Source organism: Streptomyces sp. NPDC059009 (assembly GCF_042740175.1).
In the GTDB taxonomy this organism is placed as follows: domain Bacteria; phylum Actinomycetota; class Actinomycetes; order Streptomycetales; family Streptomycetaceae; genus Streptomyces.
On sequence record NZ_JBHYJB010000040.1, the window covers coordinates 96,127 to 110,731 of the forward strand.

The 14,605-nt window shown below is 72.2% G+C and carries 14 protein-coding genes; 4 read left to right on the forward strand and 10 right to left on the reverse strand.

The window, feature by feature from the left end; genetic code table 11:
* Positions 1 to 49: 49 nt before the first annotated feature.
* Positions 50 to 1,579 carry an aldehyde dehydrogenase family protein gene (locus ACFWYM_RS33475; protein ID WP_384845905.1) on the reverse strand — a complete coding sequence of 510 codons (1,530 nt, stop codon included), beginning with the start codon at positions 1,577 to 1,579 and terminating at the stop codon, positions 50 to 52.
* A gap of 191 nt (positions 1,580 to 1,770) precedes the next feature.
* Between ACFWYM_RS33475 and ACFWYM_RS33480 the strand changes: the two genes are divergently transcribed.
* Positions 1,771 to 2,571, forward strand: coding sequence for a hypothetical protein (locus ACFWYM_RS33480; RefSeq protein WP_384845907.1), 801 nt, complete (start codon positions 1,771 to 1,773; stop codon positions 2,569 to 2,571).
* Between the two features lie 38 nt (positions 2,572 to 2,609).
* On the opposite strand, the gene ACFWYM_RS33485 is transcribed toward ACFWYM_RS33480, so the two are convergent.
* The 3 genes from ACFWYM_RS33485 to ACFWYM_RS33495 all read right to left on the reverse strand — a co-directional run bounded on the left by ACFWYM_RS33485 (position 2,610) and on the right by ACFWYM_RS33495 (position 4,368).
* Positions 2,610 to 3,125 (reverse strand): hypothetical protein, encoded by a 516-nt coding sequence (locus ACFWYM_RS33485; protein ID WP_384845909.1) that lies wholly within the window; start codon positions 3,123 to 3,125, stop codon positions 2,610 to 2,612.
* A complete protein-coding gene (locus ACFWYM_RS33490) occupies positions 3,122 to 3,370 on the reverse strand; it encodes a helix-turn-helix transcriptional regulator (RefSeq protein ID WP_384845911.1) in 249 nt (82 codons plus the stop codon). The genes ACFWYM_RS33485 and ACFWYM_RS33490 overlap by 4 nt, the downstream gene beginning before the upstream one ends.
* Positions 3,371 to 3,432: 62 nt before the next feature.
* The gene (locus ACFWYM_RS33495; protein WP_384845913.1) at positions 3,433 to 4,368 is read right to left on the reverse strand and encodes a LysR family transcriptional regulator; all 936 of its coding nucleotides are present in this window, start codon (positions 4,366 to 4,368) and stop codon (positions 3,433 to 3,435) included.
* A gap of 96 nt (positions 4,369 to 4,464) precedes the next feature.
* Between ACFWYM_RS33495 and ACFWYM_RS33500 the strand changes: the two genes are divergently transcribed.
* Positions 4,465 to 5,928 carry an MFS transporter gene (locus tag ACFWYM_RS33500; protein WP_384845915.1) on the forward strand — a complete coding sequence of 488 codons (1,464 nt, stop codon included), beginning with the start codon at positions 4,465 to 4,467 and terminating at the stop codon, positions 5,926 to 5,928.
* 220 nt (positions 5,929 to 6,148) lie between these two features.
* Here ACFWYM_RS33500 and ACFWYM_RS33505 read toward each other — a convergent pair whose 3' ends face one another.
* From ACFWYM_RS33505 to ACFWYM_RS33520, 4 genes are all read right to left on the reverse strand, one after another.
* Positions 6,149 to 7,138: a malate dehydrogenase gene (locus ACFWYM_RS33505; protein WP_384845917.1), complete on the reverse strand. Its 990-nt coding sequence runs from the start codon at positions 7,136 to 7,138 to the stop codon at positions 6,149 to 6,151.
* Between the two features lie 406 nt (positions 7,139 to 7,544).
* On the reverse strand, positions 7,545 to 8,657 hold the full coding sequence (locus ACFWYM_RS33510; RefSeq protein ID WP_384845919.1) for a DUF2690 domain-containing protein: 1,113 nt from the start codon (positions 8,655 to 8,657) through the stop codon (positions 7,545 to 7,547).
* 524 nt (positions 8,658 to 9,181) lie between these two features.
* On the reverse strand, positions 9,182 to 10,135 hold the full coding sequence (locus ACFWYM_RS33515) for a helix-turn-helix domain-containing protein (RefSeq protein ID WP_384845921.1): 954 nt from the start codon (positions 10,133 to 10,135) through the stop codon (positions 9,182 to 9,184).
* Complete coding sequence (locus ACFWYM_RS33520) at positions 10,132 to 10,926, reverse strand: helix-turn-helix domain-containing protein (RefSeq protein WP_384845923.1); 795 nt, start codon at positions 10,924 to 10,926, stop codon at positions 10,132 to 10,134. Before ACFWYM_RS33520 ends, ACFWYM_RS33515 begins: the two co-directional genes overlap by 4 nt.
* A 322-nt stretch (positions 10,927 to 11,248) precedes the next feature.
* Between ACFWYM_RS33520 and ACFWYM_RS33525 the strand changes: the two genes are divergently transcribed.
* Positions 11,249 to 11,623: a peptidoglycan-binding protein gene (locus tag ACFWYM_RS33525; protein WP_384845925.1), complete on the forward strand. Its 375-nt coding sequence runs from the start codon at positions 11,249 to 11,251 to the stop codon at positions 11,621 to 11,623.
* An 82-nt stretch (positions 11,624 to 11,705) separates the two neighbouring features.
* Here ACFWYM_RS33525 and ACFWYM_RS33530 read toward each other — a convergent pair whose 3' ends face one another.
* Both ACFWYM_RS33530 and ACFWYM_RS33535 read right to left on the reverse strand, forming a co-directional pair.
* On the reverse strand, positions 11,706 to 12,395 hold the full coding sequence (locus ACFWYM_RS33530) for a response regulator (protein ID WP_384845927.1): 690 nt from the start codon (positions 12,393 to 12,395) through the stop codon (positions 11,706 to 11,708).
* The gene (locus ACFWYM_RS33535) at positions 12,392 to 13,570 is read right to left on the reverse strand and encodes a sensor histidine kinase (protein WP_384845929.1); all 1,179 of its coding nucleotides are present in this window, start codon (positions 13,568 to 13,570) and stop codon (positions 12,392 to 12,394) included. The genes ACFWYM_RS33530 and ACFWYM_RS33535 overlap by 4 nt, the downstream gene beginning before the upstream one ends.
* 375 nt (positions 13,571 to 13,945) lie before the next feature.
* On the opposite strand from ACFWYM_RS33535, the gene ACFWYM_RS33540 reads away from it, so the two are divergent.
* Complete coding sequence (locus tag ACFWYM_RS33540; protein WP_384845931.1) at positions 13,946 to 14,413, forward strand: peptidoglycan-binding protein; 468 nt, start codon at positions 13,946 to 13,948, stop codon at positions 14,411 to 14,413.
* Positions 14,414 to 14,605: the final 192 nt, after the last annotated feature.

A 14,605-nucleotide genomic window follows, 5' to 3' on the forward strand; every position in this document is an offset into this window, starting at 1 on the left:
GCGTGATGAGCGGTCGTACGGGTGCCTCAGGGCCTGCCGGGTGCGGGGCTCAGCCCGCGAACCAGCGGACCGGGGCGGGCGCCAGGTTCTGGTAGATGTGCTTGGCCTCGCGGTACTCGGCGAGCCCGGCCGGGCCGAGCTCACGGCCGACGCCGCTCTTGCCGAAGCCGCCCCACTCCGCCTGCGGCAGGTAGGGGTGGAAGTCGTTGATCCAGATGGTGCCGTGGCGCATCCGGCGCGCCATGCGGCGGGCCAGGCCCTGGTCGGTGGTCCAGACGGCGCCCGCGAGGCCGTACTCGGTGTCGTTGGCGAGCGCGACGGCCTCGTCCTCGGTGGTGAAGGTCTCCACGGTCAGGACGGGCCCGAAGACCTCCTCGCGGACGACGCGCATCCCGCGGTGGCACTGGTCGAGCACCGTCGGCTCGTAGAAGTAGCCGGTGGCGGGGCGGGCCTCGGTGGGCTCGGGGCGCTTGCCGCCGGTGCGCAGGACCGCGCCCTCCTCCAGGGCGGACGCCACGTACATCTCGGTCTTCTCGCGCTGCTGCTGCGAGACGAGGGGGCCGCACTCCACGCCGTCCTCGGTGCCGCGCCCGAGCCGGATCGCGGCGGCCCGGCGGGTGAGTTCGGCGACGAAGCGCTCGCGCACCGACTCCTCGATGATGAGGCGGCCACCGGCGGAGCAGACCTGCCCGCTGTGGATGAAGGCGGCGTTGAGCGCCTGGTCGACGGCGGTGTCGAAGCCCTCTTCGGTGGCGCAGGCGTCGGCGAAGACGACGTTCGGGTTCTTGCCGCCGAGCTCCAGGGCGACCTTCTTGACGCCGAGGGCGGCGGCCTGGGCGACCTTGGTGCCGGAGACGAGGCCGCCGGTGAAGGAGACCAGGTCGACGTCCGGGTGGTCGGCGAGGCGGGCGCCGACGGTGTGGCCGGGGCCGGTCACGATGTTCGCGACACCGGCCGGGAGGCCCGCCTCGACGAGCAGCTCGATGAGAGCCACCGTCGTCAGTGGCGTGATCTCGCTGGGCTTGATGACGAAGGTGTTGCCCGCCGCGAGCGCCGGGGCGATCTTCCAGCTGGCCTGCAGGAGCGGGTAGTTCCAGGGCGTGATCATCGTGCAGACGCCGATGGGCTCGTGCACGACGACGCTGTGGATGTCGTCGCTGCCCGCGTCCACGACGCGGCCCGCGCCCTCGCCGATGACGAGGTCGGCGAAGTAGCGGAAGGCGTCGGCCACGCAGTCGACGTCGACGCGGCCCTCCTCGACGGTCTTCCCGGCGTCGCGGCTCTCCAGGAGCCCGATCTCCTCCCGGTCGCGCACGAGCAGATCGGCGACCCGGCGCAGCAGGGCGGCCCGCTCGGCGACCGGCGTGTGCGGCCAGGGGCCCTCGTCGAAGGCGCGGCGTGCGGCGGCGATGGCGGCGTCCGCGTCCTCCGTGGATCCCTCGGCGATCACGGCGAACGTCTTCGCGTCCGCCGGGTCGAGGATCTCGCGCGTGGCCCCGGAGGCGGCGCTCAGCCACTCTCCGTCCACATGGATGGTCTGTTGTGCGGACACGTCCCGTTTGCCTTCCGTTCCTGTCATCTGCCCCACCTGTCACTCATGGGGGCATTGCCCCCAGCTTCCTCATGGGGGCCGGGAGCACCTGCCCTCGGCCAGGAAAAGCATGCGCGTTCGGTGGCCGAAAGTGCGCCGCATCACTGCGCATGCGGGAGTTGGTGGTGATACGTACGCTTGATGGGTGGTTTTCCACGGGAGGTGTAGTTATGCCCGGAATGACCCATAAGCGCGCCTGGGGCGCCGCCACCGGGACCGCGGCCGCGGCGACCCTCGTTCTCACCCTGTCGGGCTTCATGCCGACCGCGAGCAGCGGCCTGAACGGCGACCTGAACAGCAAGGATGACACCGCGGACCTGAGCGCGCAGGAGATCTTCGACAAGTCGCGGACCGCGACCGAGGGCGCGACATCCCTGCGCATCAAGGTGGACGCCGGAGGGACGGGCGGCGACCGCACGAGCGAGAGCGCCAGCGCGATGCCCTCGGTGGACCTCGCCCTGGACCGCAAGGGCGACTGCACCGGAACGATCACCGAGGACGGCGCGGCCATCGAGCTGATCAAGAAGGGCGCGAAGGTCTGGATCAAGCCCGACGCGGCGTTCTGGCAGCGCGAGCTGCCCGGCAAGGACGGCGAGGCCGCCCAGGAGCTGCTGAAGAACCGCTATCTGTACGGCACCACGGCCGACCCCATGCTCAAGGACGTCGCCGACGCCTGTGACCTGGGCAAGTTCCTCCAGGACGACGACGAGGACAAGCCCACGAACCTGCAGAAGGGCGGCACGTCCAGCGTCGACGGCACCAAGGTCGTCAAGCTCACCGGCAAGGAGGACGGCAAGCCCGTCACGTACTACGTGGCCGCCGAGGGCAAGCCGTACATGATCAAGGCCGAGGGCGAGGACGACGGGCAGAAGCTGTCGGCCATGTTCTCCGACTACGACAAGCCGGTCCCGTCGAAGACCCCGTCGGCGGACGAGACCGTGGACGTCTCGAAGCTCAACAGCGAGCTGCAGAGCACCTGATCAGACATCCCGCACCTGACCAGACATCCCGCACCTGATCAGACGTCGTCCTCGTCGGCGAGGTCGTCCTGGGCGGCGAGCCCCGCCACCCACAGCGGCATCAGCCAGTGCGTGACGAAGACCGCGAACAGCACGGGAAACACCAGGCCCTTGAGGTCCACCCCCGCGCACCAGGCGCCGCCGACCCCCACGGTGGCGCCGAGCAGCAGCCAGAACATCGCACGGTGGGCGCGCGCGGCGACCGCGTTCTTCTCGGCGCGCTGACGCTCGTCGAGGGCGCGGGCGCGCAGTTCGAGCAGGCCGCGCGTCGAGGCGTTGATGACGCCGGTGGCGAGGCACCACGGCAGCAACAGGCCGAGCAAGGTCCAGACCGCCCAGCGCTCCTCGCCGACCACGGTGAACAGCCAGGCGGTGATCTCCGCTGCGGTCAGCGCGATGTGCACGCCCACGACGGTGCGCCTGCGCGCGGCCGTCGCATATATCGGGGCGCCCTCGCGCCGGTTCATCAGGGCGACCATCCGCCGGTCGTACCCCGTCAACTGCCCTTCGGTCATTGTGCGTTCCTCCCGTAGACCTCATCCGTGAGCGGCCGGAACGGCTCCAGCGAGAACACCGCCTCCACCGGCAGCCCGAAGAACTTCCCGATCTTCAGGGCCAGGTCGAGGCTCGGGTTGTACTGCCCCCGCTCGATGTAGCCGATGGTCTGGTAGTGGACACCCACTGCCTCGGCCAGCGCCTGGCGCGACACCTTCCGCTCGGCGCGCACCATGGCCAGCCTGTTGTGCACCTGCTCACTCATGTATAAGAAGTACTACATTCGCTAGCAGGAGAGCGACAGCACGGGTCTCACGGATCAGCCGATCAGGAGGGCAGCAGCTCCCGCACGCACCCGCGCAGCCACGCATGCGCCGGGTCCCCGTCGTGACGGGGGTGCCAGGCCATGCCGAGCGGGAGCGGGGGCAGGGCGAGGGGGATCTCGAAGGTGACCAGGCCGAGCCGCTCGACCAGCGGGCCGCTCCACGTGTTGACCAGGCCCACCAGATCGGTGTCGAGGAGGACGAAGAGCGAGGCGGGCACCGTGCCCAGGACGCCCACCACCCGCCGCCGCAGGCCGAGTTCGGCGAGGGCGGCGTCCACCGGGCCCTGGAAGCGGCCCTTGCGGGAGACGTTGATGTGGTCGGCGGCGGCGAAGCGCTCCGGGGTCAACTCCCCCTTCAGGAGCGGGTGTCCGGGGCGTACGGCGGCGATCATGCGGTCGTCGTAGAGGTGCTCGACGACCACCTCGGGCGCCGCAGTGTCGATCGCGCCGACCTCCAGGTCGGCCGTCCCCTCGCGCAGCACGGGCACGTCCACATGGCTCTCGCTGAGGAAGCGGATGCGCACACCGGGGGCCTGCTCCTCGGCGCGCGCGAACAGGGCCGCGCCGAAGGAGGCGGCGAGCACGTCGTGGCCGAGCACGGTGAAGGTGCGGGACACCGTCCGCAGATCGACCTCACCCTGTCCGGCGAAGAGCGCGCGGGCCCGCTCCACCACCGCGCCGACCTCGGCCTGGACCGCGAGGGCGTACGCGGTCGGCACCATCTGGCGCCCGGCCCGGACCAGGATCTGGTCGCCCAGGGCCTTGCGGATGCGGCCCAGGGTGCGGCTCATGGCGGGCTCGGAGAGGTGCAGGCGGCGAGCGGCGCCGCGCACGCTCTGCTCGTCGAGCAGGACGTCGAGGGCGACGAGGAGGTTGAGGTCGAGGCCGCCGGGGCCGGTCTCCCCTACGGACTCCGCCACGGATTGCGTCACACGCAATCACTCCTTGCAAACATTGCACTGGAAAGCAGGACAGGCCCGAGCCTACGGTGAGAGCGGATCCCACACCACCACGCCCGCTCCCGAGGAGGAGCCTTGACTTCCCCTGCCCAGAATCAGCACCGACCCCGGACCGAGACCTCCCTGAAGCGGTCGACCCTGCTCGCGCTCTGCGCCTGCGTCGTCGTCGCACAGAGCATGGTCGCCGCCATCAACCTCCTTGTCCCGCAGCTCCGTTCGTCGTCCGTGCACCCCTCGGAGAGCGAACTCCTGTGGACCGTGGACGCGTACGTCATCGTCTTCGCGGGCCTGCTCATCCCGGCCGGCGCCCTCGGCGACCGCTACGGCCGCAAGGGCGCGCTGCTCAGCGGGCTCGGCCTCTGCGCGACGGGCGCGACGCTCAGCGCGCTCGCCACCTCGCCGGAGCTCCTGATCGCGGGGCGCGGCGTCTCCGGCGCGGGCGCCGCCCTGATCATGCCCGCGACCATGTCGGTCCTGATGCGCGTCACCCCGCCCGCGGACCGGCCGCGCGCCCTCGCCTCCTGGACGCTCTCCCTCGCCCTCGGCGGCCTCCTGGGCAACATCGGCGGCGGACTCGTCGGCGAGTATCTGCCGTGGCGCGCCCTGTTCTGGGCGATGGTGCCGCTCGCCGCGCTGCTCGCCTGCGCGGTGTGGCGCACAACTCCCGTCACGGACAAGGCCGTATCGACCCGCCTCGATCCCACGGGCACGGTCCTGCTCACCTTCGGCCTGGTCGCCGTGCTCTTCGGCATCATCGAGAGCCCGCAGTACGGCTGGGGCTCGCCCCGCATCCTCACCGCGTTCGCCGTCGGCGCGGCCCTGCTCGCCGCGTTCACCCTGCACGCCCTGCGCTCCCGCACCCCGCTCTTCGACCCGCGGGTCTTCCGCTCGCGGCGCCTGAGCGCGGCGACGCTCGGCATGGCGGCGTCCTTCTTCGGCCTCTTCGCCCTGTTCTTCGTCAACTCCCAGTACCTGCAGTACGTGAAGGGGTACGGGGCGGCGCTCGCGGGCCTCGCCATCGTGCCGCTCACCATCGGCATGACCCTGATCCCGAAGCTCACCCCGCGCTGGTCGCACCGGCCCCGCACGCTCATCGGCGGCGGCCTGCTCCTGATCGGCCTCGGCCTGCTCGGCACCTCCACCGCGGACGCGGGGACGCCCTACCCGGCGTACGCCTGCTGGCTGTTGCTGATCTCGGCGGGCACCGGCCTGAGCATGCCCCCGCTGACCCTGACCGTGGTCTCGTCCCTGCCCCCGCACCAGGCGGGCCTCGGCTCCGGGCTCGGCACCTCGGCCCGCGAGGTCGGCGCGGCACTCGGCGTCGCGGTCACGGGCACGGTGCTCGCGGGGCACGCGGACTTCATGGGCGGGATGACGGCGGCGCTGCGGGTGGTCGGGGCCGTGGTGGTCCTCGCGGCGGCCGCCGTCACGGTCACGCTCGGCTCCGGCCCGGAGCGGACCGGCCCGGAAAGGACGGCGCCCCCGGCCGCCGCGGAGAGCGGCGACCAGGGGCGGCGCAAGGAAGCAGTCGGCTCCTAGGACCTGTCCGGCGGATCTTGCCGCGGTCGCGGGCTGTCGCACGCCGATCTGCGGCGTTGTCGTCGGTTGCCAACGCTCCGCGTTGTCGCCCTCCTCCGCCTTGCATCTCGACGCACCACAGCCCGCTCACCAGCGACGGACGGCACAGCTCGGAATCATGCGGCCTGATCCGCCGGACAGGCCCTAGACGGAGCCGGGTCCTGGCGGTGCGGCCGAGGTCCTAGATGAGGCCGAGGGCGCGGACCGCCTCGCGCTCCTCCGTCAGCTCCTGGACGGACGCGTCGATGCGTCCACGGGAGAACTCGTTGATCTCCAGGCCCTGGACGATCTCGTACTTGCCGTCCTTGGTGGTGACCGGGAAGGAGGAGATGAGGCCCTCCGGAACGCCGTACGAGCCGTCCGAGGGGATACCCATGGAGGTCCAGTCGCCGGCGGCCGTGCCGTTGACCCACGTGTGGACGTGGTCGATGGCGGCGTTCGCGGCGGAGGCGGCCGAGGAGGCGCCACGGGCCTCGATGATCGCGGCGCCGCGCTTGGCGACGGTCGGGATGAAGGTGTCGGCCAGCCACTGCTCGTCGTTGACGACCTCGGCGGCGTTCTTGCCCGCGATCTCCGCGTGGAAGACGTCCGGGTACTGGGTGGCGGAGTGGTTGCCCCAGATCGTGAGCTTCTTGATCTCGGAGACCGGGACACCGGTCTTCTTCGAGAGCTGCGAGAGCGCGCGGTTGTGGTCGAGGCGGGTCATCGCGGTGAAGCGCTCGGCCGGTACGTCCGGGGCGGCGGCCTGGGCGATGAGGGCGTTGGTGTTGGCCGGGTTGCCGACGACGAGGACCTTCACGTCGTCCGCGGCGTGGTCGTTGATGGCCTTGCCCTGCGGCTTGAAGATGCCGCCGTTGGCCTCGAGCAGGTCGCCGCGCTCCATGCCCTTGGTGCGGGGGCGGGCGCCGACGAGGAGGGCGACGTTCGTGCCGTCGAAGGCGACGTTCGGGTCGTCGCTGATCTCGATCGAGTTCAGCAGCGGGAAGGCGCAGTCGTCGAGCTCCATGGCGGTGCCCTCGGCGGCCTTCAGCGCCGGCGTGATCTCAAGAAGCCGCAGATTGACCGGCACGTCCGCGCCGAGCAGGTGGCCGGACGCGATGCGGAAGAGCAGCGCGTAGCCGATCTGGCCGGCCGCGCCGGTGACGGTGACATTCACGGGAGTGCGGGTCATGGCGATCTCCGTTAAGACAGCTGGCGGTGAGGTGTCCCGGCCCCATGTGTGCGGGATCCCCTGAGTGCGGGATCCCTGCCGTCGGCCCCGATGACCGATGCCATCGCCCCGATGCTGATCGATGCCATCGGCTCGATGATCGATCTCTTGGCGTCAAGAGAGATCCAGCGGTCAGGCTATCGCGCTCCGGTCCGCGGGGGCGGCCGGGCCCCTGTGGCCCAGCCCACAGAAAAGCGCCACACATAACCCGCGCACCAGTGGGCAGGCGCACCGTACCCCCACGGGAGTGGTCACACCCCCAGGCGGCCGCCACTCTCCCTCTCCCGAGGTGGCGGCCGCCCCGCCCACCAGGGCGGGGCCCACCGGGAGAGGCCAACCACCGTACGGATCGCGGCAGTTCAGCGCGCTAGTTCAGCGTGCACCCCGTCACGCCGGACTTGAGCGTGGCGCACGCCTTCGCCTCCGCGCCGCTCTTGACGGCGACCATCGGGGTGTAGGCGTCCGTGTCCGTGTCCACCTTGCCGGTCTGCTTGCCCGCCCCCGCGCCGTCCGCGACCGAGACCTTGTCGCCGGGGGCGGCCTGCGTGATGCGCGCCCACGCGGCCCCGCACGTCTTGCTGTAGCGGACCTCGACGAGCGTCTTGCCGACGGTGGCGCGGTTGACGGTCTTGGCGAACTCGCCGCCACAGCCCATGTTCTCGGGGTCCTTGCCGGTGCAGGACTTGCCGGTGCACTCCACGCCCGCGGGCAGCTCGGGGCCGGTGGTCGACGGCGTCACGGGCGGCTTGCCCTCGTCGCTCTTGTCGTCCTTGCCGAAGTCCGTGAGGAAGACCGCGGCGGCGATGACGACGAGCGCGCCGACCGTCCCCGCGAGGAACATCGTCAGCTTCCTGCGGCGCCGCTGCCCGTCCGGCGAGCCCGCCGCCGGGCTCTGCTGCCCCGCACCGGACCCGGGCGGCGCGGCGGCGGACCCCCGACCGCCGCTTCCGTACGGAGCGCCCGGCGCACCCGGCACGGCGGACTCCGCACCCGGCGCACCGGCCTGCGGCGGCACGGTCGGAGCCACCCCGGCCGGCCCCGCGACGCCCGTCACGCCCGCGCCCTTGCGCGCCGTCGCGGCGGTGCCCCCGCCGCCGCGCTCCGCCTTGTCCGCCTTGCCGCCCTTGGGCGGGTTCTGTCCCAACTCCCCGAGCGCGGCCCGCGCCTGGGAGATGCGGATGGCCTGCATCGTCATGTCGTGCCGCATCTCGGAGCGGCTCCAGGCGCGCTCCGCGAGCTCCCACATGGTGATGAGGTGCACCGGCGGCGTCCCGGTCACCTCGGCGAGCGCGACGATCGCACCCTTCGGCGCGAGCAGCCGCCCGTTCAGATAGCGCTCCCACGACGTCTTGCTGTACCCGGTGCGGTCCGACACCGCGGCGATGCTCAGGCCACTGCGGTCGACGAGCCGGCGCAGCTGGCTGGCGAACTCCCTGACTTGCGGGTCGAGCTCATCCGGTAGCGCCTTCCAACGAGGCATTACTCCCCCTATTCCCCCCGTACGTGCTGACGTGCCCCCGGGCTGTGCAGCCCTCCGTGCGCTCTGTCCCCTGATGTACCTGTTCTGGACTACCCACAGGGATGCGCGGAGCCAGGGTGTCAGTTCCCGCTGTGGGGGCGCACGGGAGCATTCTGGGCCACTGGCGTGCACCTTCGCACTCCTGCGGTCCGCGGTCCAGTCTCCCATCGTCGCCGCGTACGCCGGTGCGGAACCCCCCTGTTCATGGCTCGTTGCCGCCCCAGGACACCGTTGCGGAATGGTCACTTCCGTGCCACAGCGAACCTCCGGGCCTTGCAGGTCGGTTGGCGGGTCCATGACTCTGGATCTCGACGGAAGACAGCGCACAGACCGCTCGATTTCGGGGGAAACCACCAGACCGGCGGCGCCCGTCCTCCCACGGGGGAGAGGACGGGCGCCGCCTTTTTCATGCCCGGGAGATCGCTCTTGCGTCCGGCTCACGCCCGGTTCAGGCCCGGCTCACGCCCGGTTCAGACCCGGGAGGGTCACTTCGTGAAGCACTCCCGCTGCCCGCCGCCCGAAGGGATCCAGCACACCTTCGCGCCCGTCGTCTTCGCGCCATCCGGCCCGCCGGTGACCGTGGTCATGGGAGTGGCCAGGAAGCGCAGCCCCTTCTCCTCCTTGACCACGCGGACCTCCTTGTCCTTCGCGCCCGGGACCGACACGGTGACCCGCTCGCCGTGCCGCAGGCCGAGGCTGCGGGCCCAGAGCGCCTGGCACGTCGCGTTGTAGCGGAGGTCGATCCGGCGCCCGCCGTCGTAGCGCCGGACGGCGAGCGTGGCCACCTGGGCCTCGTAGCCGCAGCCCATCTTCGCGGGGTCCTTCCCCTCACAGGCCGCGCCCTTGCAGTGCGGCTCGTACGGCGCGGGCGCGGGGCCCTTCGGCCGCTCGCCGGCCCGGCTCTCCCCCGCGTGACCGCCGCCCGAGAGCGCCAGGCTCACGGAGACGGCCCCCGCCACCGCGAGGGCGACGGCCGCGCCCACGACGACGGTCACGCGCCGCCGGCGCCACCACGCCACCGGGGCGTCGGCGGACGGCACTTCGGGCGGCCCCACGAGCTCGGACACCGGTTCGTCGGTGCTCCCGGTCTCCGTACCCCCGGCCCCCGCGCCCGCGGCCCCCGCATCCCCGGCCTCCGCACCGGCCGGGCCCGCACCCGGCGCCGCCGAGCCCACCGCACGCCCGCTCCACGCCGCGTCCGCCAGCTCCCACAGCGCGAGCAGCCGCCCCGGCGGCTCGCCCGCCAGGGTGCACAGGACCACCACGGCCTGGCGCGGCACCGGCTTCTTGCCGTTGAGGTACCGCTCCCACGACGACTTGCTGTACGCGGTCCGCCCGGCGAGCGCGGCCAGGCTGAGCCCGGTGCGCTCCCGCAACTCCCGCAGACCCGTGCTGAGTTGCTCCGCCTCGGCGCCCATGTGCGTCACCGTCCCGCTCACTTCCGCAGCTCCCCCCAGGTGTCGTGCCCGACGATCCCGTCCTCCGCCAGGTGCCGCGCCCGCTGGAAGCGCAGCGCGGCCTTCTTCGTGGAGTCCCCGTACGCCCCGTCGACGGCGCCCGAGCCGAACCCGGCCCGCTTCAGCAGGCACTGCGCCTCGACGACGTCCCAGCCGCTCATCCCCCGGTCGAGCTGGATGTCCCGGCTCAGGCTGTAGCCCGCGTACCGGCCCCCGTCCTCCCGGCGGTCCTCGCAGGGGTACGTGCGCCCCTTCTCGTACGAGTACACGCCCCTGCCCCGGTCCTTCCCGTCGTCGTCCTGCCACGCGGGCGCGGCGAGCGCCCCGGCGGCGAAGCCGAGGCCCAGGGCGAGGGCGGTGACGACGAGCACGGCGCGCAGCCGCAGCGTGCGTCCGGCGGCCCGCGGCCCGGCGCCGGGCGGCTCGGACGACTCGGGCCCGAGGTCCAGGACCGGCCCGGACAGCTCCCCTGCCAGGTCCGCGCCCGCGCTCTCCCCCTCCCCGCCCCTGCCCCGCGTCCGCTCCGCCACCTCGTGCAGCACGAGCAGCCGCGTCGACTCCGTCCCGCAGACCCGCGCCAGCTCCTCCACGGCCTCGCGCGGCACCGGCAGCTTTCCGTTCAGATAGCGCTCCCAGGAGGAGCGGCTGTACGACGTCTTGGCGGCGAGCGCCGCCAGGCTGAGGCCGCTGTGGTCCTTCAAGCGGCGTAACTGCACGACGAGTTGGCGTTCTCGGTCCTCCAACGTCTCCGGCAGGCTCTTCCAACGCGACATGCTCCACCCCATACGCGTCCGATGGTCCCCCGAGGCGACATGCCCCCTTACCTCCGGTAGATGCGGGACGAAATCGCTCCGGTTCCCACCGTCCCACGGCCACCTCGCGGCGACCCGCATCCCCGCAGGTCAGCGGGCGGGACGTCCCACGATCACCCAACTGGCGCCGAATTCATGGCCGTTGGCGCCACCCGCCGGGCACATTCGTCTCAGCCACCGGGCGGCACGGTCCACCCCGGACCGCCCGGTGCGCCGCACAACACGTCGCGGGCCGTCGGGGGGACCCATCGGGGGGACCCGGCCCGCACGACGAAAGGGAACCATGATCACTCGTAAGCGCATCGCTCTCGCCGTCGCCACCGCCGCACTCGGCTCGGGCCTGGCCGTCGCACCGGCGGTCAGCGCCACCGCCGCGCCCGCACCCGGGGTGCACGCCGCGTACTCCTGCGGCTACTACAACGGAACCGCGCTGACCAAGGCGGGCCAGACGGGCAGCGCCGCGAAGAAGCGCATCAAGGAAGTCCAGTGCCTGATCAACGCCAACACCTCCTACCCGACGCTGCTCAACGAGGACGGCAAGTTCGGCACCAAGACCTACAACGCGGTCAAGAAGGTCCAGTCGAAGGCCCACATCAGCGTCGACGGCCAGGTCGGCAAGAACACCTGGAAGAAGCTGCGCGCGGGCGTGTGGTGGTAGGCCGCACCGCACACCGGTGAGCCCTGGTGGCCCGCCCTCCCCGGGGGAGAGGGTGGGCCACCCGCATGGCCAACCCGCACGGCTACGCGCCGCCGCCCGGCGTCACGAGTCCCGTCTCGTACGCCACCACGACCGCCTGCGCCCTGCTGTCCAGGTCGAGCTTGGTCATCGTGCGGTTGAGGTGGGTCTTGACGGTGGCCTCGCTGATGTAGAGGCGCTCGGCGATGTCCGCGTTGGACAGGCCCCGGGCGATCAGCTTCAGGACCTCGACCTCGCGCAGCGTCAACGCCCCGAGGTCCGGCGGCGGCTGGCCGCCCCCGGCGTCCGCGGCGCCCGGCGTGCGGGCGAACGCCTCCACCAGGCGGCGCGTGACGCTCGGCGCGAACAGCGCGTCGCCGCCGCCGACCACGGCCACCGCGGCGAGCAGCCGCTCGGGCCCGGAGTCCTTGAGCAGGAACCCGGACGCCCCGGCGCGCAGCGCCCCGTACACGTACTCGTCGAGGTCGAAGGTGGTGAGCACCAGGATCCGCGGGGGCGGGTCGGCCGCCTCGTCGAGGATCTTCTCGGTGGCCGCGATGCCGTTCATGCCGGGCATGCGGATGTCCATGAGGACCACGTCCGGGCGGGTCCTCGCGGCGAGTTCGACGGCTTCCGTGCCGTCCCCCGCCTCGCCCACGACTTCGATGCCGGGCGCGGCGCGCAGCAGTCCCACGAGCCCGGCACGGATCAGGAACTGGTCGTCGACGACCAGCACCCGCGTGCTGTCGGTCATCCCGTCGCGTCGTCCCCTTGCGATGCGCTCTGGGCGGAGGTCGGCAGGGTCAGTCGCACAGCGAAGCCCCCCTCGTCCCGCGGGCCGATGCTGATCGTCCCGCCGTAGAGCTTGGCCCGCTCGCGCATCCCAATCAAGCCATGGCCGCTCCCCGTCCGCACTCTGGCCGGATTCACCCCCTTTCCGTCATCGGTGACGGCCACTTCGAGATGGTGTCTGCGGTAGTGCAGACGGACGGCCGCGCCGGCGCCGGGCGCATGCTTCATGACGTTGGTCAGCGCCTCCTGGACGACCCGGTAGGCGCAGAGCTCGACGCCGGGCGCGAGCGGGCGCTCCTCCCCCACCACGGTCAGCTCCACCGGCACGCCTCCGGCCCGTACCCGCTCGACCATCTCGTCCAGGCGCGCGAGCCCCGGCATCGGGGCGTCCGGCTCGCCCCCGCCCCCCGTGCCCGCGGCGCTCGCCTCGTCCTGTGCGCGCAGCACCCGCAGCATGCGGCGCAGCTCTTCGAGGGCCTCGCCGCTGGTGCCCGCGATGGTGCCGAGCGCGGCGCGCGCGGTCTTAGGGTCCGAGGAGAAGACGAAGGTGGCGAGGCCCGCCTGCACGGAGATCACCGACATGTGGTGGGCGACCACGTCGTGCAGCTCGCGCGCGATGCGGCCGCGCTCCTCGGCGACCTCGCGGCGGGCCCGTTCGTCCTGTTCCCGCTTCAGCTGCCGGGCCAGTTCCGTCGACTGGCGCGCGACGTACCCGAAGCGCAGCAGGACGAGGGAGAAGCCGACGGCCTGGCCGACGACGGAGGCCATCACGGAGTCCTCGCTGACCAGACCGGCGTAGATCCAGACGGCGCACATCAGCCCGGCGCCGGGCAGGGCGATGCGCAGGGGCCGCAGGGACGCCACCGTATAGACGGCGAGCATGGGCCCGAAGGTGTTCACGACGGGCCAGTAGCCCGCGGTGATGTACACGACGCACGCCAGATGCACGGCGAGCAGCACCGCGAGCGGCGCCCTGCTCCGGAACACGACCGGCAGATTGACCAGAGCCACCAGCGCGTAGCCCTTGGGGTCCAGGGCGGGCCAGCCCTGCTTGACGGACTCCTGCCCGAGCAGCACGGCCACCGTGGTCAGAGCGACCGCGATGAGCGCGTCGACGGCGAGGGGGCGGGTCCACATCGCCGCAGCGTAACCCCCGTGCCGGGGGCGGAACGTCAAACTCCCGCAGTACCGCGGAAGTTGTAGGAACCGCCGGGATACGGCAGAAGTTTGCCCGTCAATCAACCCTGGAGGGGACGTCTCCGCTTGCCCGCCCGCCGTAGCTTCGTGAACCAGCAGGGCCCTGGCGCCGACCGACCATCGGCCGCCACGGGGGAGACGGGGGAGAGGGACGCGGGCCGACGGGGGGACATCCGGGGGAGATCCGGCCCGCGCCCCGGGGGGAAGCCGGGGCGCGGGACCCGCGTCCCGCACCACACCGCACCACAGGCGCGAGAACCGAACCGGGCGCGCATCCGTCCCTCCCGGTACCGACCAGCAACGGGGGGAACCACCATGCGCACGTCCACACGACTGACCACCATGGCCGCCGCGGTCGCCGTATCCGCGCTCGCCCTGACCGCCTGCGGCAGCGACAGCAACGACGGCGGCGACCACCCGAAGGGTGCGGCCCACACCAACTCGGCATCGGCGAAGGCCGGTTCGAACCTCACCACCATGGGCAAGACCACGCCCAACATCGGCCCCGGCAGCACCAACGAGCTCGGGGTGCGCTGTGTGCAGATCGCCGTCAACGTCTGGGCGACCAACAGCGGACAGAGCAGCGAGGAACCGCTCGAGGTCGACAGCAAGTACGGGCAGCAGACCTACACCTGGGTCAAGAAGTTCCAGAAGGCCAAGCACCTGTCCGTGGACGGCATCGTCGGCCCGAGGACCGGCGACCAGATCTACGGCGTGCTGAGCGCCAACCCCGGCACCGCGCGGGCCTGTTACCCCGCGATCCCGGTCACACGCGACATGTGATGTGACGGGGACGGTGCCCCACGGACCCCGTCCCCGGGGACGACGGCGGCCCGCTCTCCCGAGGGAGAGCCGGGCGCCCGGACAATTACCGGGGGGGGGCCCGGGGGCGGGGGCCAGCCCCCCGGCCCCCGCACGGAAAAACACTAAACGCGGGCGGCGGATCGGGTGGGAAACAAGAGCCGGGGGGGCGGC